Raw genomic sequence first — 17,070 nt, 5'->3', positions numbered from 1 at the left:
GGCTCACGGGAGCCGAGCGCCATGGTGCACAGGCGTGTTGCGGGCGCTCTTCGGCGGCAGCGGCCAGGTGGGAGCAAGCCGCCTCGGGCCGGGTATCGGATGGGGTGCCGGACTGGCGCTGGAGGCCCTTCTGACCTTCGGCCTCATGACGGTCATCCTCGGTACGTCCTCGGGGGCGCGGAACATCGGCCACAACGCGGCGATCGCCATCGGCGGCTACATCGCGCTGGCCGGGTTGTGGGCGGGGCCGGCGTCGGGCGCCTCGATGAACCCGGTGCGAAGCCTCGCGCCGGTGGTGGTCGGCGGTCACGGCGGTCCGGTGTGGATCTACCTCGTCGGGCCGCTCGCCGGGGCCCTCCTCGCGGTGCCGCTGGCCCGGATCCTTCGGGGCCCGCCGAGCCCGGAGGCCACCCGCGCCGCGCAGGGCACGGAGGACGACGGGGGTAGCCGGCCTTCCCACCGGTCCGGTTGACCGGCACCGCTCCGGAAGGAGCCGGGTGCGGGCGGCGACGCGGCTCCCGCCCTCGTCCGGTGTGCCGGCATCGGGCCCGGCGGCCGGGGCCGGTGTTCTGTGCGCCGCCCGCCGGACCGACGACCGGTCAGCCCGAGCGCAGGCGTTGCAGGAGCAGGGCCGCCTGCAACCGGCTGGTCACACCGAGTTTGGCGTTGACCCGGCTCGCGTAGGTCTTGACCGTCGAGACGGACAGGCCGAGGCGCTCGCCGATCGCCGCGTTGGGCAGGCCCTCGGTCAACAGGTCGAGCACCGCCCGCTCCTGGTCGGTGAGGCCGGCCAGCGCGGCCTCGGCGGAGGCGGGGGTGTGCCCGGCCAGCGCGCTGTCCTGCTGGAGCATGCGGGCCACCACCCGCCCTGCGACCCGGGGGGAGAGCACCGTCTCGCCGGCCGCGCAGGCCCGGATGCCGCGCAGCAGTTCGTCGGGCGGTGAGGACTTGAGCAGGTAGCCGGCGGCGCCCGCGTGCAGGGCGGGGAAGAGGTGCTCGTCACCGTCGAAGGTGGTCAGCACCAGGACGCGGGTCCCGCCCGCCGCCTCGGGCACGGCCCTCAGGGCCCGCAGCACGCCCGGGCCGTCGAGCCGGGGCATGTGCAGGTCGAGCAGCAGCACGTCGGGCCGGTGTTCGGCGAGTGCGGTCAGCGCCTGTTCCCCGTCGGCGGCCTCCGCGACCATCGCGATGTCGCTCTCCGCCCGCAGGAGCAGCTTCAGCCCGGCGCGGACCATGGTCTCGTCGTCGGCCAGGACGACGCTGATCACGCGGCGGCTCCCGCGATCGCGGCGAGCGGCAGCCCGGCCCGGACGGCGAAGCCGCCGCCGGGGGTGGGCCCCACCTCCAGGGTGCCGCCGAGATCGCCGGCCCGGGCGCGCATGCCGTCCAGACCGTGCCCGCCGGAGGGCAGCCCGGGGCCTTCGGCGGACGTGCCCCCGGTGTTGACCACGGCCACCCGCAGCCCGTCCGGGCGGACCTCGACGGTGACGGTGGCGGTGGAGGCCGGGGCGTGCTTGTGCACGTTGGTCAGCGCCTCCTGGACGATCCGGTACGCCGCGTACTGGACGGCCGGGCCGGGCTCGGGCACGCCCTCCCCCGCGCCCGCCACGGTGAGTGTCACGGCGAGGCCGGCCTGTCGGGACTCCCCGACCAGGGCGGGCAGGCCGCTCAGCGACGGGGCGTCCTCCGAGGCCGGGGTGAGGACCCCGAGCAGTCCGCGCAGTTCGGTGAGCGCCTGGAGTCCGAGGCCGCGGATCAGTTCCAGGGTCTCCCCGACGGTCACCGGATCGTCGGCGGCCGCGTGCGAGCAGGCGCCGGCGTGCAGGGTGATCAGTGAGACCCGGTTCGAGACGACGTCGTGCATCTCGCGGGCCAGCCGGGCGCGTTCGGCGGCGGCGGCCCGCTCCTCGCCGTACCGGCGAGCCTCCTCCAGCAGCCGGTTGCGTTCGGCGAGCACGGTGACGGCGCGGGCCCGCTGGTGGGCGGCCAGGCCGAGGACGAGCGGCACCGCGCCGAACACCAGCGGGTCCTCGACCACGGTGGCGAGGGTGGAGAGCGTGGTGAGGTCGCCGAGGTCGAACGGGATCGTCAGCCGCAGTCCGGCGAGGACGCCGAGCACCGCGAGCGCACGGGTGGGGCCGCGCCGGGCGGCCAGCCCGTACAGGGCGACGGCGAGCGGCAGCTGGCCACTGAGCAAGGTGACCGCGGTGACCGCCAGCGGCGCCCGCCGCCGGGCGGCCAGGGCGAGCGCGCCGCCCGCCATCAGGGCCGCGTTGACGGCCGGCGAGCCGGTCGGCCCGACGTCCGGGTCGGCGGCGGCCAGCGGGACGAGCAGCAGGAGGATCAGCACCGGGGGTACGAGGTCGACGACCGGCCGGGGCAGCCGCGGGTAGGGGCCCGCCACCGTCGTGGCGGGATCGGGTTTCGGCTGGTCGGCGGGCTGCTGCATGAGGGCATTGGATCATGCCCGGGTGACCTGCCGGTGATCACCTGCCCGCGCCCAGGGCGTCCCGGACGGCGGCCACGGCCGGCTTCGGCCTCAGCTCGGTGTCCCACATCAGCTCGTCCCCCGGGGCGAGCGGGTAGCTGTCGTGCGCGGCGGTGGAGCCGTAGCGGTCGCCCACGCCCCAGGTACCGAAGGAGGTGCAACCCGGCGTCTGCGCGCAGACCTCGGCGACCAGACCGAACTGGCCGGCCTGCGCCTGCCGGTCCTCGCCGTGCACGTCGATCTCGGAGATCCGCACCGCGAGCCCGAGTTCGGCGAGGTCCTTGAAGTGGTCGGCCAGCGTCTCCGGTTTCACATGGTCGCCGGACGCGTGGATGTGCGACTGGAAGCCGACCCCGTCCACCGGCACACCACGCTGCTTGAGCCGCTTCACCAGCGCGAGGAAGGCGTCCCAGCGGGCACCGTCCTCCTCCAGGCCGAACTCGTTGAGGTACAGCTTGGCATCCGGGTCGGCCGCGCGGGCGGCCCGGAACGCCTTGTCGATGTAGCGCTCGCCCATCGCCTGCTGCCAGACGTGCCGGCGCAGCCCGTCCCGGCCCGGACCGTAGTCCCCCTCCTCGACGGACATCGGCTCGTTGACCACGTCCCACTCGGCGACCTTCCCCTTGAAGTGGCCTGCCACCTCGGCGATGTGATCCAGCATCACCTTCTCGCGCCCACCCGCCGGCGTCTCGCGCATCCAGCGCGGAAGCGCCTCGCCGAAGACCAGGGTGTGGGCGTGCACCTGCATGCCGTTGGCGGCGGCGAAGTCGACCAGGCTGTCGCCCTCGGTGAAGTCGTAGACGTCCTTCTGCGGGTGGACGAACTGCGGCTTCATGTCGTTCTCGGGCGTCAGCACGGAGAACTGCCCGGCCAGCAGCGACCGGTAGGCCTGGTCGGTCGCCAGCGGCGCGCTCGCGGCGGCAGCACCGACGCCCAGCGGGCGGGGCCGGCCCGCGCCCAGCGCGCGCAGCGAGTCCGCCTCGGGCCGCTGCTCGGCCGACGGGGCACCGTCCACCACGGCGACGGCCCCGCCCTCCAACGGCCGCACCCGCAGGGCGGCGAGCCGCCAGCCCTGGCCGCCGACAGCGGCGTCCGCCCCGAACCAGACCTGCGTCGAGCCGAACGCCCCGACGGCCGGCAGCTCACCGAGCACCCCGCCGCCGACCGCGAACCGAAGGGCGTCGCCGTGACGGCTCACGGTCAGCGTGACGTCGTCCGGCAGACCCGAGCCGAAGGTCCGGACGAACGCCGGGTCCGCCTTCGTCCCGTCGAAGAGTGCCACCTCCAGCCGCCCGTCCACCACGCCGAGCCGCACGCTGCGCCGCTCCTGGCGCCACTCGTCGTAGACCACCGGAAGCTCGCCGTAGAGCTGGAGGTAGGCGCCGGCGTGCGAGGTGCCGCGCAGGTCTGCGGTCAGCTCGAAGTCGCCACTGGTCTCCAGGTGCGGGCCGCGCAGGTTGACCGGGGGGTTGGGCTGGCCGCCGGAGCCGTCCTGCCGGACGATCATCCGGCCGAGCGGGCGGATCCGGAGCCCGTCCGGCCCGGCGGTGGCGCCGGCGAAGTGCGACCAGTCGTGCCCGCCGCCCAGCAGGTCCGTACCGCCGACCGGGTCGGCCGGGGTGACGGCGCCCCCGGTGGGGGCAGTGACGGTCGGTGACGGGGCCGCGCCCCCACCACCGGGCGCGTCGCAGGCGGCGATGACGAGGACACCGGCGAGAGCGAGGGAGGCGAGCGCGGCGGCCCTGCTCGGGACGGTGGCGGGTGCAGGTGCGGAAGGCACGGGTGGGCTCCTGTCAGGGGCTTCGGCGGGGTACACACCAACCCTAAGAACGGGGAAGGTGAGGTTCGGTCGGCCGGGAGGCGGAGATCGAGATGGTCCCTTGGTTGACACAGCGCCACCCACGCCACCCTGGGGCGTCGCTCTCGGCGACTGCTCGGGCGGGTCGGAGCGGTCCTCGCGGGGCTCCCGCGAGGACCGTCCGCGCTCAGGAGGTGAGGCGGCCGAAGGTGAGGGCGGCGGCGACGAGCAGGACGGCGGCGGGCGCCCCGGCGATCAGACTGAGCACCGTCCGCCGCCTGTCGAGCAGCCCGGCGCGCAGCAGTGCCGCGTAGGTCAGTGCGCCGTAGAGCACCACTGCGGGCAGGGCGGTGATCACTCCGAGCGGGTAGCCGCTGCCGCTGAGCCCGAGATAGACGTGGTGGAGTCCGTGCAGGGTCCAGCCGCCCAGCAGGGCGGCGTAGGCGTCGAGCGCCCAACCGCCGGGACCGGTACGCCCGGTGTGTCCGGCCCGCAGGGCGCGGTCGGCGAACAGGGTGAGGGCCCAGACCACGGCGAACTCCGCCAGGATCGCGGTGAGGGACTGCGCGACGGTGAAACGTATGCCGCCTTGGTCCAGGCCGCCGTCGAGCACGATCGCGACGGCCTCCTCCCCGTCGTGCACCGCGAAGGAGAGCGGCAGCCCCCAGATCCACCATCGGGCGTCGACTCGTGCCCGTACCAGGTCCATCGTCATGTTCCCCTGCTCACACATCGGTTGAAGATTGGGTCATCGGCGTTGACTCAAATTAGCTCCCGGCTCCGATTCGGTCAACGGCGTTGATCAAGTCGGGTAGGCTTCGACCATGTCGACATCAGCCGAAACGCCCGACGCACCGCTCGCCTCCTCCAGAGCAGAGCGCCGCGAGCGCGGAGAGCAGGCGGTACTGTCCGCCGCCCGGGAACTCTTCCGCCGGGACGGCTACGACGCGACCACCGTGCGCGCCATCGCCACAAGGGCGGGCGTCGACGCATCACTGGTGATGCGCTGGTTCACGTCCAAGGAGTCGCTGTTCACCCGCGCGGTCATCGAGCAGTTCCAACTGCGCGGCGCCCAGTGGCAGGACGAGGGCGGCACGGGCGGCGACACCGGCGAGGGACTCGGGGAGCGGATGCTGCTCGACTTCCTCCACGCCCTGGAGGACACCGGCGGCAGCGCGCTCCACGTCGTCCGCGCCATGCTCTCCCACGAACAGGCCTGGTCCACGCTGCGGGCCGCCTTCCTCGCCGACCCGGATCGCGACCCCATGGTGGTCGCGATCCCGGGCGAGGAAGCACAGCTGAAGGCCGCCCTGCTCGGCTCGATCGCCCTCGGCATCGGCATCGGCCGCCACGTCCTCCGCTTCCCGCCCCTGGAGGAAGCCTCCCCCGAGCACATCGCGGCCGTCATCGCCCCCGCCCTCCACGAACTCCTCGCCCCGCAACGACGGCCGGAGGGCGACACGCAGGGCTGAGCACCGCCTGCCACGGACCAGCCGATCCCGCGACAGGCGGTCCCACGGCCCCATGGCCTTACGACCCCACGGCCTTACGGGTCTCCGACGATGACAGCGATTGCCATGCCCCCTTCGCCGCGCCGACAACGGGACCGCCGGGCCCAGGCGCGGGGCCGCCGGGCCCGGCGGTCCCGCGCCCCCCGGCCGGTCATCGCCCTCGCGTCAACTCCCGCTCCACAACCTGCCGGAAGCCGTGCGGCGAGCGGCCGGTGAGGCGCCGCACGGTGTCGGTGGTGCGGTCCTCCGCTCCCCCGGCGATCGCGCGGTCCAGGCCCGCGAGGAGTTCGGCGAACCCGAGCGGCATCCCGGCGGCCAGGTGGTCCCGGAAGCCGTCGTAGGTCAGGTGGCGGTGCACCACGGGACGTCCGATGACCTCACCGACGATCGCGGCCGCATCGTCGTAACTCAGCGCCTCCGGCCCGGTCAGGACGAGATCGCCGTCCGGTGCGCGGTCGTCGGTGAGGGCGTGGACCGCCACGGCGGCGATGTCGTCGGCGTCGACGAATCCGACCCTCCCGCTCCCGGCCGCCGTGCGGATGACACCGTCCTCGCGGATGCTGCGAGCATGGAGGTGCCCGCCCGTGAAGTTCTGCATGAACCACGAGGGCCGCAGCACCGCCCACTCGTCGAACAGGCCGGGCAGCGCCTGGTGCACCCGCCCCACCGCAGGGCCGCCCACCGGAACGGCCGACGAGCCGAGCAGCACGGCCCGGCACACGCCCGCGGCGCGGGCCCTGCGGAGGAACGGCAGCATGACGGACGCCGGGTCCGGCTCGCCGACGGGCGGCACGAGGTAGACCCGGTCCGTTCCGGCGAGAGCGTCCCCGAAGGTGCCGGGCTCGTACCAGTCGAAGCGCACCGGATCCGTACCGGGCAGCGCGGTCGCGCGCCGGGACGCGGCCCTGACGCGGTGTCCGGCGGCGAGCAGGCGCCTGACGGTCCGGCTGCCGGTGGTGCCGGTCGCCCCGGTGACGAGGGTGGTGGCGGTGGCGGTCATGAGGCGCTGCTCCCTGCGAAGTCCAGGCCCGGCTGCTGCAGGACGAGCGGATTCCAGTAGTCGCGATAGACGGCGAACCGCCCTCCCCGGACGGTCACGACGGCGATGTACGTCATCTCGAAGGGGCCGCCGCCCTTCACGACGCGGCCCACGCCGCGCATCTCGGCGACGATCGTCGCGGCGTCCGCGGTCTCGTGGATCCGCAGGTCGGGGAAGCCATGCAGGTCGATGTGGTCCGGGTAGTCGCGCATGTAGTCCGCGACGGCGCCCTTCCCCTCCAGTCGCCGCGGCCGACCCGGTGGGGCGAAGGGGAACTCCATCACGCCGTCCTCGGCCCACAGGCCGACCCAGGCGTCGATGTCCTTGTCCAGCAGCAGGCGCAGGCTGTGGCGGTACAGCTCGGCCGGCCGGGTGTTCGCGAGCATGGTTTCCGTCCCTCGGTCGCGTACGATACGGACCTGCGGTCCGCTTCATTGAAGATACGGACCGCTGGTCCGCTTTGCAACCGACCCTTGCCACCCACCGGAGGACGACCATGCCCGAGCGCAAGCCCCGCAAGGACGCGGCCCGCAACCGGGCAGCCGCCCTCGCCGCCGCCGACACCCTCTTCACCGACTGCCGCAGCCCCGAGGACGTCACCATGGCCGACATCGCGGAAGCGGCCGGCGTCGGCAAGGGAACGCTCTTCCGCGCCTTCGGCGACCGCACCGGACTCATCCGGGCCCTCTACGGCACGCGCCTCGAACCCCTCACGACCGCCGTCGGATCCGGCCCACCCCCACTGGGCCCCGCCACCCCGCCCACCGAGCGCGTACCGGCCCTGCTCGACGCACTCCTGTGCTTCAAGCTCGACAACCGCCACCTCGCCCTGGCCCTGGAGGGCACGGGAGCCGACAGCCCGTACCACACGGACCACTACGAGCACTGGCACACCCTCCTCCGCGACCTGCTCCACGGACTCCCGGGCCTGGCCGACCCGGACTTCACCGCCCATGCCCTGCTCGCGGCGACCCGCGCAGACCTCGTCGAACACCTCGCGGGCGAGAAGCAGGTGCCCCGCGAGGAACTGCGGGCACAGTTGGAGGCCTTCACCGCCCGGTGCCTCGACGCCACCGCACGCCCGACACCTGCACCCGCACCCGCACCCGAAGGCCCGCAGCACGCGGATCCCCGGCTCCCGGTCGAAGAAACGAGACGATGAGGCGTCCGGAGCCGGCTACCCGTCCCATTGCGCCGGGCCGGCCCGTTCATCGAACCATCCCGTCCTGGTCGGGCGTCGTTCGATCCGGGCCGGGCGAACGTGCGGAACTGCCTGCGACACTCGACGCATGACCACCTCCAACGACGCCGCTCGCACGGCCCTGCTCCGCCGCGGGTTCGCCCTGGAGTACACGACCCTGGCCTGGAACGTGGCAGGCTTCGTCGTACTCGCGGTGGCCGCGATCTCCGCCCGTTCCGTGGCACTGGCCGGCTTCGGCCTCGACTCCCTGATCGAGATCGGCGCCTCGGCGGTGGTGGTCTGGGAACTGAGCGGTACCGGCGAGGCGCGGCAGCGACGGGCGCTGCGCCTGATCGGCGGCGGCTTCACGCTCCTGGCCCTCTACCTGCTGGTGCAGTCCACCTTCGTGCTGGCCACCGGCTTCCGCCCCCACCACTCGTCACTGGGCATCGGGTGGACCGCGGTGACGGCAGCCGTGATGTTCGCCCTGGCCGCCAGCAAGGCCCGAACCGGCGCCGCGCTGGACAACCAGGTGCTGAAGACCGAGAGCCGGGTGACCCTGATCGACGGCCTCCTCGCTGTCGCGGTCCTCGCGGGCCTCCTGCTGAACACCACGCTCGGCTGGTGGTGGGCCGACCCGCTGGCCGGTTACGTACTCGCCTACTACGCGCTCCGCGAGGCGAAGGAGACCTTCTCCGGCGAGCACTGAGTCGCACCGCCGTCATCGTTGCGGTTTGCGGTGTGTCCGGCGGCTGCTTCGCTTCCCTGCGGCAGGAGTTGGTTCGTGACCCACGTTCGAGTCGGGTACCCGGTTGCCGTGCCGGTGCGAGCGGGGTCGGCTTCAGCGGCCCCGGGATCCGCAGTACGTCGTGAGGCCCGTTCTGCGAAGCCCGCCAGCACACGGCCGCCGAGCATCCGGACCCGCCCGAACGGTGACGACACCCTCTGAAGCCCCGTCGGCGGTTTCGCCGCGGTGCTGACCGCAGCCCTGTTCACCTGGTGGTCGCAACACCTGCCACTCGGCGGACGGGTTGGCTGGAGAGCCCTGCTGCCCGGTGCGGTGGCCACCACGGTCGGGCTGCTCGGCCTGAGACTCTTCTCCCGGCTCGTGCCTCACCGCTGATCGCCACCAGCACCCTCGCCTACGGCCCCGTCGAAGCCGTCCTCGTCGTCCAGTCCTGGCTCGTCGGCGTCGGCGCCATCGTGTACGGCGGCGCACTGGCCGGCCGACTGCTCCACGAAGAACTCCCGCGCGCGACAGCCGCGCTGAGACGACGAAGGTGAGCGGCGGCCTGCCGGAGCTCGTCGAGGCCCACTGAGTCCTCCCCGCACCCGCGGGGGTCAGTGGCCGTTGTCTTTCCGGGCTTGAGGGCTGCGTTTCCGCTGTTCAGGCATGGGGTCGGCGGTCTCGGGGAGTGGTGACGTGTCGTGGCGTCGCTCTGGTGGAGGTCGGGGATGCCGTCAGTTACCTCGACGCAGGTGACAGTGCCGCGTTCTCGTCCGTGAAATTACGCACCTCGGCGTGTCGCCGAGGTCCTGCTGCCGACGTGCCGCGCTGTCGTCGGCAGCGGAAATGCTTCGCTGCGGTGGGGCCTGGTCGGGCACTATCGGCGGATGGGCATGTTGGATGCAGTCGCAGGCAGAGTCACTGGTGGGGCAACCGTGGAGTTCCGACCGAGTGGCTCCTCGATGGTTCCGTTGATACGTAGTCGGCAACAGGTGGTCGTCGCGCCGGTTGACCCGTCGAAGCTGGAAGTTGGAGACATCGTTCTCGCCCGGGTCACCGGGACCGTGTACTTGCACTTGGTGTCAGCGGTGGACCAGGCCCGGAAGCGGGTTCAGATCAGCAACAATCGCGGACGCGTCAACGGCTGGACCAGTCATGACCGTGTTTTCGGAATTTGTCTGGCGATCGAGGGTGTAGCGAGGGCCGGGGCGGACGGCAAGACGCTCGGGGTCACTTCTCCCGCAGGAACGGGGCAGCAGTCCCGCTCAAACGACAAGAATTGACGGTGCCTCCTATATCCAGCTGTCAACACGGGCCGATGACAGTCGTGGATGTTCTGCCCCTTGTGCTGACTCCGGTGCCTCGGACGTCGGCGACGCGGCGTTCGCCGAGCGCCAGTGCCAACGCCTCCCTGAGCTCGCGGTTCTCCGCTTCCAATCGCTGGTTTCGCGCGGTGGCGGCTTCCAGACGGCGAAGCATGGAGGCGTCGGATGCCCGTTGCCGGTCAGGGACCTGCCGGGCCGCGGGGACGTGCGGTGCCGGGCTCGGAGGCGCTCGATCTCGGATCTGATGTCCGGCTGGTTGTAGAGCCAGGACCGGGAGACCTTGGCCTCGCGGGCGACAGTCTCGAAGGTGATCGCAGCACCCGCGGCGTCCATGCGCCCTAGTGCCCTGGTGGCGTGTTGCCGGGTTGCTGCTGCTCGGCGTGCTGCGGCGGCGGTGATCAGGTGGGTGTTGTCAGCTCGCATCGGCGCTCTCCTCGCCCGTGCCCGGGTCCTCCTGCATCTGGTCGATCATGCGAGTGAGGTTGTCGGCGACCTGCCGGTTCATCTCCGCGACGCGGGTGTGTCCGCAGCTGGTGGCATTGTCGATCAGCGTCAGGGTCCTGGTGCGCTGGTCACGGAGTTCGGGCAGGAACTCGGGGCCGGTGACGAAGACCGGGCAGGTCAGGCAGGCATTGGCGTGTGGGCAGGTCTTCTGGACGGGCAGTCCGCAGTGGCCGTTGGGCAGCGTCCGGGTCGCGATGCCGTAGCGGACCTTGGCCCACTGGGCCTGGCCGAGCAGCCCGTCGGTGTCCAGTGCGGCGCGTTCGCCCTTGATGTTGACCTTCATCGCCTCCTCCCAGCGCCGACGCACCGTCTGGTCGGTGATCCGCGCGTAGTGGGCCGTCATCCGGGACGACTCGTAGTCGAGCAGGACCCGGACCACTTCCTGCGGGACGTCGCCGTTCGTCTTCTCCGAGGTGAGCCGGTGTCTCTCCGCCCGCGTTCTGGCGAGCTTGTTCCTTCCGCGACCGCGCGGGTGGCGCGGGCGAGTAACCCCCGTGGAACCACAGCGATGTGGGTGCGGGACCGGCTGGACGGGCTGTCGCCCGACGAGGACTTCGACGCCTGGTGCCCGCGCGACGGACGGCCGGACTGTCACCGGCCCAACTCGCCACGGTGAGCGTGCTGCAGTTCCTGCTCAACCTGCGCGCGACGACGTTGGATCACGAGACGCCGGTCGCAGACGAGGGTGCGGACGTCTGGTGGAACTTCATCCCCGCCTGCAAACCCTGCAACGGCTGGAAGGGAAAGCGCACGGCGAAGCGGTGGTTCACCGACCAGAAGCTCCACCGCGAGCGGCCGGAGGTCAGCTTCGACACCCGCATGATGCCGACGCGGATGGCTCTCGGATTCGAGGCCCGAGTGGAGAAAGTCAGGCGCGAGTTGCGGAACACCGACCGCCGCGACTGGTTCCGGCACCATTTCGGAACGGCACGGCACCGTAACAAGGAGGAGATGTGGGAGTGGTTCGCGGAGTGCGAGGCGATGCTGGCCCGGTATCCGTTCAAACCGTGGACCACGCCGAACGTCGGATCAGAATCTGCCGACCAGTGCCATCGCCGCATGTGCTGCGGCTGGCGGCACCCCGATGCCACCGCCATCGGGGCGGTGATCCTCCCTCAGGAACAGCGTGGCTCCTTCACACGCGCCGCCTTCGCCGCCGGCCTGTCCGAGGGAGATCTTGTCGCGACGCTCATCCGTGAGCACCTGCGGCGCGCGGGAATCCCCGAACAGCGCCGACAGTAGATTCGCGCATACGGTGCGCCGGGCGGCCCGGCGCACCGTCGCGCGGGCGCGGTCACGCCGTCGGGGCGGCGTCCCAGGCGCCGTATCCGCCGATGAGGTCGTAGACGCGCTGGTGGCCCTGGTGGCGCAGCATGCTGGCGGCGATCGAGGAGCGGCAGCCGCCGGGACAGTGCAGGACGACGGGGCGGCCGGTGGGCAGTTCGCCGTGGCGGGCCGGGAGTTCGGCGAGCGGAAGGTGGAGCGAGCCGGGGATGGCACCGACCTCGCGTTCGCCGGCGCCGCGGACGTCGACGACCAGCGGGGGCTGCTGGCCGGCGAGTTCCTCGCGCAGGGTGTGGACGGTGAGCCGGGCGCCCTGGCGCATCAGCTCGGGGTGGGCGAGGAAGACCTCCTCCGGGTCGGCGAGGTGGCCGGCCACCTTGTCGAAGCCGATCCGGGCCAGGCGGGTGACGAGTTCCGCGCCGCGCTCCTCCGGGGCGATGACCAGCAGTTCGCGCTCCGGCGCGAGCACGGTGCCGGACTGCTCGGCGAAACGCCCATCAGCGGGGACGTTGAGCGACTGCGCGAGGTGTCCGGCGGCGAAGGCGGCCGGCTCGCGGCCGTCGACCACCAGGGTGCACTCGGCGCGAAGGCGCAGGAACTCGGTGCCGGTCAGGGCGCGGACGGCGGCCGGGTCGAGCGCGCATACCGCCGTACTTCTTGATGCGGTCCGCCTTGCGCTGGCTCTGCGGGGAGTTCTTCCGCGCGTGGTAGACCTCGGCGAGGCGGGCCTTGGCCTTCTCCTGGTTGCCGAAGCCGGACTCCTCCGTCTGCCGTCCCGCCCCATTGCGGTACCTGATCTTGCACTCGTGCGGGCACTTGCTCCAGCGGGACTCCGGATGCTCGCACTCCTTGAAGAAGCTGCCCATGCCGCAGGTGAGGCCTGCGGTCGCCATCTGACTGGTACCTCCGGGAATCTTGCTGACCTTTTGCCGACCCCGGATGGTCGATCATGCCCCTGAGCTGGGCAGAAACGTCAGACTCGTGATAGCTGGGCGAAGTGCACGGGGAACCTCCTGGGCGGCGTCGGGCGCCTCGGCGTGATCTCAATACCCCCACTGGTATATATGCCAGCATACGACCCCACGGTCGATACGGGGCGGGGTATCGCCGAACGAGGTCGATAATACCCCCAGGGGTACTATGGTGGACATTGCGCGGGGCCGCCCGTCGCCGTCGGAGACGGGCGGAACCGAGGAGGCGCCCACGCCCCTGGGGCGCCCGCCCGACGCGCCGCCCCGCGGCGGCCCGACCGACGCCGTCCGGCCCGCACCAGACCAGACCACCGGAGAACCGCATGCCCCCGCTGCCGCCCGACCCCGGGCAGACCACCCCTGCCCAGGCCCACCGGCTCGCCCGCGCCGGCACAGCCGTCCTGCTCGACGTCCGGGAGCGCGGCGAGTTCACGGCCGGCCACGCCCCCGGCGCCCTCCACCTGCCGCTGATCGCCCTGGCCGCCCGCGAACCGCTGCCGCCCGAGGCGGGCGGACGGCTCGTCCTGGCGATCTGTCACTCGGGCAACCGTTCCGCGCGGGCGGCGCAGCTGCTCGCCGAACGCGGCGTCGAGGTGCTGAACGTCGTCGGCGGCATGACCGCCTGGGAGCGGGCCGGACTGCCGGTCACCACGCCGGGCGGCGGCAGCGGCGGCGACGGGAGCGGCGGCAGCGGCGGCAGCGGCGGCGACGGGAGCTCCAGGGGCGCCGGGGACGCCGGGGACGCGATATGACCGCGTTGCTCCTGGCGCTGGCCGCCGGGGCCGTGGTCGGCCTCGCCCTCGGCGGCCTCGGCGGGGGCGGCAGCATGCTCGCCGTCCCCGCGCTGGTCTACCTGCTCGGCTTCAGCCCGGCCCTGGCCACCACCGCCGCCCTGGTGATCGTCGCCGCGACCTCGCTGACCGGCCTGCTCGCGCACGCCCGGGCGGGCCGGGTCCGCTGGCGCACCGGCGCGCTGTTCGCCGCCGCCGGGCTGCCCGCCGCCACGGCCGCCGGGGCGCTCTCGGCGCACCTGCCCGGAGCGCTGCTGACCGGCGCGTTCGCGGCGCTGGCCGGGCTGGCCGCCTGGCGGATGCTGGTGCCGCCGAAGGCCGCCCCGCAGGAACGTTCCGCCGCCGGGTGGGGCCGCTCGACGGCGACCGGCGCCGGGCTCGGCGCGGTCACCGGGCTGCTGGGTGTCGGGGGCGGGTTCCTCGCCGTCCCCGCGCTGGTCTCGGTGCTCGCCTTCACCATGGCCGAGGCGGTGGGCACCAGTCTGCTGGTGATCACCGCCAACGCGCTGGCCGCGCTGCTGCCCCGCCTCGGCGCGACCGGCGCCATCGACTGGGCCGTGGCCGCACCCTTCACCGGGGCCGCGATCCTCGGCGCCTGGGACGGAAAGCGGCTCGCCGACCGGCTCAGCGGGCGCACCCTCCAGCGGGCCTTCGCGTTCGCCCTGCTCGGCGTGGCCGCGCTGATGCTGGTCACCGCCCTGCGCTGACGCCGGTCGCCGCGCTGCGCTGATGCCGGGCGGGCCCCGGCTCCCGGCGCGCGAACCGGGGGACGAGTCCGGAGGGCGGCAGCCGACCGTGCGCCGACCGTTGACGCGACTCGGATGGTCATGTGACATTGCACATGTCACCCAGCGCCGCTCCGTCGATTTGAACGTTCAAACCCCTGCCCGCGCACGCCGCCCCGCCCCCTGACGCACCGCCACCCGTCCGACAGGAGAGCCCCGATGCCCCCCACCCGCGCCCCGCGCCGCCGACCGGTCCGCGCCCTGCCCTCGGGCTTGGCCGTCCTGGCCGTCCTCGCCGTCCAAGCCGTCGGCGCGGGACCGGCCCGAGCCGACGGCCCGGCCCCGCTGGTCGACGGCGGCGGCTACGTCCTCGGCTCCGTCCTGGACGGCGGCTGCCTCGGCCCGCAGTACGCGCAGCCGGCGGCCGGCACGCCCGTCGTCGGCGCGGCCTGCCAGGGACTGCTCAGCCAGCGCTGGCAACTGCACCGCACCACCGACGGCTACCGGCTGGTCAACGCCGCGAGCGGACGTTGCCTGACCCTCGACGGCACCGGGCGGCACCCCGGCACGGCCGACTGCGGCACCGACCCCGCCGCCGAGACCTTCGCCATCTCCCCGGCACCGGGCGGGAGTCACACCCTGACCGCACACGGCGCCTGCCTCACCACGGCGGCCGACCGCGAGCAGGACGGCGCCGCCGACCACGAGCAGAGCAGCGCAGCCGACCGCCGCCGTTGCGACGCCCGGCCCGCCCACCGCTGGACCCTCACCCGCAGCGAACCGCTCACCCTCACCGACCCCGGCTTCGAACAGGGCACGGACGGCTGGACGTTCACCGAGCACACCGGCGTCGCCACCAACAACCCGCACGGCGGCACCCGCCTCGCCTACCTGGACGCCGGCTCCGGCCACCGGATCGCCCAGCAGGTCACCGCCGTCACCGCCGGCAGCTACGACCTGTCCGCCTGGATCGCCACCGGCGGCGCCGGCGGCACCTTCTCCGTCAGCGTCAACGGCACCGTGGTCCGCTCGCTGACCCTGCCCGAGCAGCCCGTCTACGCGAAGTACACCCTGCCCCGGGTGCACGTCGCGGCCGGCGACCGGCTCACCCTCGGAATCGGCTCCTCCCCCACCGGCTGGGTCAACGCGGACGACGCCTCCGTCGCCCCGTCCGCCCCCGGCGACCCGAGGATCAGCTCCTCGGACCCGGAGGTCGTCGCCCTGTTCGACTGGGCCAAGACCAAGGCCAACAGCTGGGTGCAGCAGGCCGGCACCACCGGCGTGCTCAACCAGGACGAGAACAACCCCGGCGGCACCGGCACCACCACCTACGACACCACCTACTGGGCCGGCTACCCGTTCCGCTCCGACTTCTACAGCCGCGACTTCGCCCACCAACTGGTCGGCGCCCACCTGCTCGGCCTGGACGCCGAGAACAAGACCATGCTGCGCGGCTTCGCCGGCTCCGCCACCGAGACCAACAAGCTCTACCCGGTCTGGGCGCTCAACTTCGACGCCAGGACGTACGGCAGCATCGACTACCGGAGCCCCGACCGCTTCGTGCGCGAGCTGCCCGCGCCGTTCGAGCTGGTCGAGAAGGCCGGCGAGGCCTACCGGTGGACGGGGGACCGCGACTACGCCGACGACCCCGCGCTGAGCGGCTACGTCCGCAACACCCTCGGCCCCTTCATCGCCCAGCACCCCGGCCCGGTCGACAACGGCGGCCTCCCCATCCCGCAGGCCACCAGCCGCAGCATCTTCGCCGGCACCGCGAGCTACGCCGAGAACGCCACCAGCACCTACGCCGAGGCCGGCGACGCGATCGGCGCCCAGTACCAGGCGTACCTCGCCGCCGCGACCCTGGCCACCGCCAAGGGCGACACCGCCGCCGCCACCGGCTACCGGCAGGCCGCCACCGCGCTGCGCGACTACGTCAACACCACCTGGAGCGTGGACCGGCAGCAGCCCGGCGAGGTCGTGCACGGCTACGACACCACCGGCAAGCCGGTGACCGGCTGGGGCTACGAGTCCAGCGTGCTGATGCCGGTCAAGCAGTTGCTCGACCCCGGCCCGCGCCGGGACGCCCTCCTCGCCGCCATCGACGCCGCCGACTCCGGCCCGCAGCGCTCGACCAACCTGGAGGCCTACACCTACCTGCCGGACGCCTTCTTCGCCAACCACGACGGCGACACCGCCTGGAAGTGGATGCGGCAGATCTACCAGGGCGTCGACCAGCTCCACGCGAGCGGCCGGATGCTCAACGGCGACTACCCCGAGGTCCCGTTCACCCTGCTCGGCCAGACCGTGCAGGGCCTGCTCGGCGTCGAGCCCGACGCCGCCGCGCACACCCTCGTGACCGCCTCCCGGCTGCCCGCCTCGATGGGCTGGCTGGAGGTCGCCGACATCCCGGTCGGCGCCGGCTCGGTCACCGTCCGGCACGACGGCCACCGCAGCAGCACCGTCACCAACACCGGCGGCGCGCCGCTCACCTGGGAGGCCCGCTTCACCGGCCCGCACGGCGGGATCACCGTCGACGGCAAGGCCCGGCCCACCCGGACCAGGACCGTCGACGGCGTGACCTACACCTACGCCACCGTCACCCTCGCCCCCGGGCACACCGCGAGCGCCGCCGTCACCGACTGACCCCCACACCGCAGTACCGCGGCCGGCCGGCCCCCAACCGGCCGGCCGCGCACCCCGAACCACCCGACGCACCATCACCTCCCC

Annotated in this window: 16 protein-coding genes and 1 pseudogene; 9 read left to right on the top strand and 8 right to left on the bottom strand. The window is 73.1% G+C overall.

Features of this window, described 5'->3' with window-relative positions:
* Positions 1-34 precede the first annotated feature (34 nt).
* Positions 35-472 (top strand): aquaporin, encoded by a 438-nt coding sequence (locus AB0O19_RS26350; RefSeq protein ID WP_363622930.1) that lies wholly within the window; start codon positions 35-37, stop codon positions 470-472.
* 127 nt (positions 473-599) lie between these two features.
* Here AB0O19_RS26350 and AB0O19_RS26345 read toward each other — a convergent pair whose 3' ends face one another.
* The 4 genes from AB0O19_RS26345 to AB0O19_RS26330 form a co-directional block, all read right to left on the bottom strand.
* The gene (locus tag AB0O19_RS26345; RefSeq protein ID WP_363622928.1) at positions 600-1,268 is read right to left on the bottom strand and encodes a response regulator transcription factor; all 669 of its coding nucleotides are present in this window, start codon (positions 1,266-1,268) and stop codon (positions 600-602) included.
* Entirely contained in the window at positions 1,265-2,449 is a 1,185-nt protein-coding gene (locus AB0O19_RS26340; protein WP_363622926.1) for a histidine kinase, read from the bottom strand. The genes AB0O19_RS26345 and AB0O19_RS26340 overlap by 4 nt, the downstream gene beginning before the upstream one ends.
* Positions 2,450-2,486: 37 nt before the next feature.
* Positions 2,487-4,268 (bottom strand): endo-1,4-beta-xylanase, encoded by a 1,782-nt coding sequence (locus AB0O19_RS26335; protein ID WP_363622925.1) that lies wholly within the window; start codon positions 4,266-4,268, stop codon positions 2,487-2,489.
* 205 nt (positions 4,269-4,473) lie between these two features.
* The gene (locus AB0O19_RS26330; RefSeq protein WP_363622923.1) at positions 4,474-5,001 is read right to left on the bottom strand and encodes an HXXEE domain-containing protein; all 528 of its coding nucleotides are present in this window, start codon (positions 4,999-5,001) and stop codon (positions 4,474-4,476) included.
* A gap of 109 nt (positions 5,002-5,110) precedes the next feature.
* Here AB0O19_RS26330 and AB0O19_RS26325 point away from each other — a divergent pair, with 109 nt between their 5' ends.
* Positions 5,111-5,758 (top strand): TetR family transcriptional regulator, encoded by a 648-nt coding sequence (locus AB0O19_RS26325; protein WP_363622921.1) that lies wholly within the window; start codon positions 5,111-5,113, stop codon positions 5,756-5,758.
* A 190-nt stretch (positions 5,759-5,948) separates the two neighbouring features.
* Here the strand turns inward: AB0O19_RS26325 and AB0O19_RS26320 are convergent, their stop codons facing one another.
* Both AB0O19_RS26320 and AB0O19_RS26315 read right to left on the bottom strand, forming a co-directional pair.
* On the bottom strand, positions 5,949-6,797 hold the full coding sequence (locus tag AB0O19_RS26320; RefSeq protein ID WP_363622919.1) for an NAD(P)H-binding protein: 849 nt from the start codon (positions 6,795-6,797) through the stop codon (positions 5,949-5,951).
* The gene (locus tag AB0O19_RS26315) at positions 6,794-7,222 is read right to left on the bottom strand and encodes a nuclear transport factor 2 family protein (RefSeq protein WP_363622917.1); all 429 of its coding nucleotides are present in this window, start codon (positions 7,220-7,222) and stop codon (positions 6,794-6,796) included. Before AB0O19_RS26315 ends, AB0O19_RS26320 begins: the two co-directional genes overlap by 4 nt.
* A gap of 110 nt (positions 7,223-7,332) precedes the next feature.
* On the opposite strand from AB0O19_RS26315, the gene AB0O19_RS26310 reads away from it, so the two are divergent.
* The 3 genes and pseudogenes from AB0O19_RS26310 to AB0O19_RS26300 all read left to right on the top strand — a co-directional run.
* Positions 7,333-7,998 (top strand): helix-turn-helix domain-containing protein, encoded by a 666-nt coding sequence (locus AB0O19_RS26310; RefSeq protein WP_363622915.1) that lies wholly within the window; start codon positions 7,333-7,335, stop codon positions 7,996-7,998.
* A 127-nt stretch (positions 7,999-8,125) separates the two neighbouring features.
* Complete coding sequence (locus AB0O19_RS26305; RefSeq protein WP_363622913.1) at positions 8,126-8,725, top strand: cation transporter; 600 nt, start codon at positions 8,126-8,128, stop codon at positions 8,723-8,725.
* Positions 8,726-8,989: 264 nt separating this feature from the next.
* A pseudogene (locus AB0O19_RS26300) lies at positions 8,990-9,300 on the top strand (ribonuclease BN); the annotation flags it as partial.
* 1,180 nt (positions 9,301-10,480) lie between these two features.
* Here AB0O19_RS26300 and AB0O19_RS26295 read toward each other — a convergent pair.
* Positions 10,481-10,951 (bottom strand): hypothetical protein, encoded by a 471-nt coding sequence (locus AB0O19_RS26295; protein WP_363622911.1) that lies wholly within the window; start codon positions 10,949-10,951, stop codon positions 10,481-10,483.
* Positions 10,952-11,184: 233 nt separating this feature from the next.
* Between AB0O19_RS26295 and AB0O19_RS26290 the strand changes: the two genes are divergently transcribed.
* Positions 11,185-11,814 carry an HNH endonuclease signature motif containing protein gene (locus AB0O19_RS26290; protein ID WP_363622909.1) on the top strand — a complete coding sequence of 210 codons (630 nt, stop codon included), beginning with the start codon at positions 11,185-11,187 and terminating at the stop codon, positions 11,812-11,814.
* A 52-nt stretch (positions 11,815-11,866) separates the two neighbouring features.
* Here AB0O19_RS26290 and AB0O19_RS26285 read toward each other — a convergent pair whose 3' ends face one another.
* On the bottom strand, positions 11,867-12,424 hold the full coding sequence (locus AB0O19_RS26285) for a rhodanese-like domain-containing protein (RefSeq protein ID WP_363622907.1): 558 nt from the start codon (positions 12,422-12,424) through the stop codon (positions 11,867-11,869).
* Positions 12,425-13,150: 726 nt separating this feature from the next.
* On the opposite strand from AB0O19_RS26285, the gene AB0O19_RS26280 reads away from it, so the two are divergent.
* From AB0O19_RS26280 to AB0O19_RS26270, 3 genes are all read left to right on the top strand, one after another.
* Positions 13,151-13,579, top strand: a complete 429-nt coding sequence (locus tag AB0O19_RS26280; protein WP_363622905.1) for a rhodanese-like domain-containing protein — start codon at positions 13,151-13,153, stop codon at positions 13,577-13,579.
* Positions 13,576-14,325, top strand: a complete 750-nt coding sequence (locus AB0O19_RS26275; protein WP_363622903.1) for a sulfite exporter TauE/SafE family protein — start codon at positions 13,576-13,578, stop codon at positions 14,323-14,325. The genes AB0O19_RS26280 and AB0O19_RS26275 overlap by 4 nt, the downstream gene beginning before the upstream one ends.
* Before the next feature lie 237 nt (positions 14,326-14,562).
* A complete protein-coding gene (locus tag AB0O19_RS26270; protein ID WP_363622901.1) occupies positions 14,563-16,986 on the top strand; it encodes an RICIN domain-containing protein in 2,424 nt (807 codons plus the stop codon).
* The last annotated feature ends 84 nt before the right edge of the window (positions 16,987-17,070 follow it).

Origin of the sequence: Kitasatospora sp. NPDC091276 (genome assembly GCF_040684355.1) — a bacterium.
GTDB lineage: Bacteria > Actinomycetota > Actinomycetes > Streptomycetales > Streptomycetaceae > Kitasatospora.
This window is presented reverse-complemented; position numbering and strand designations above follow the sequence as displayed.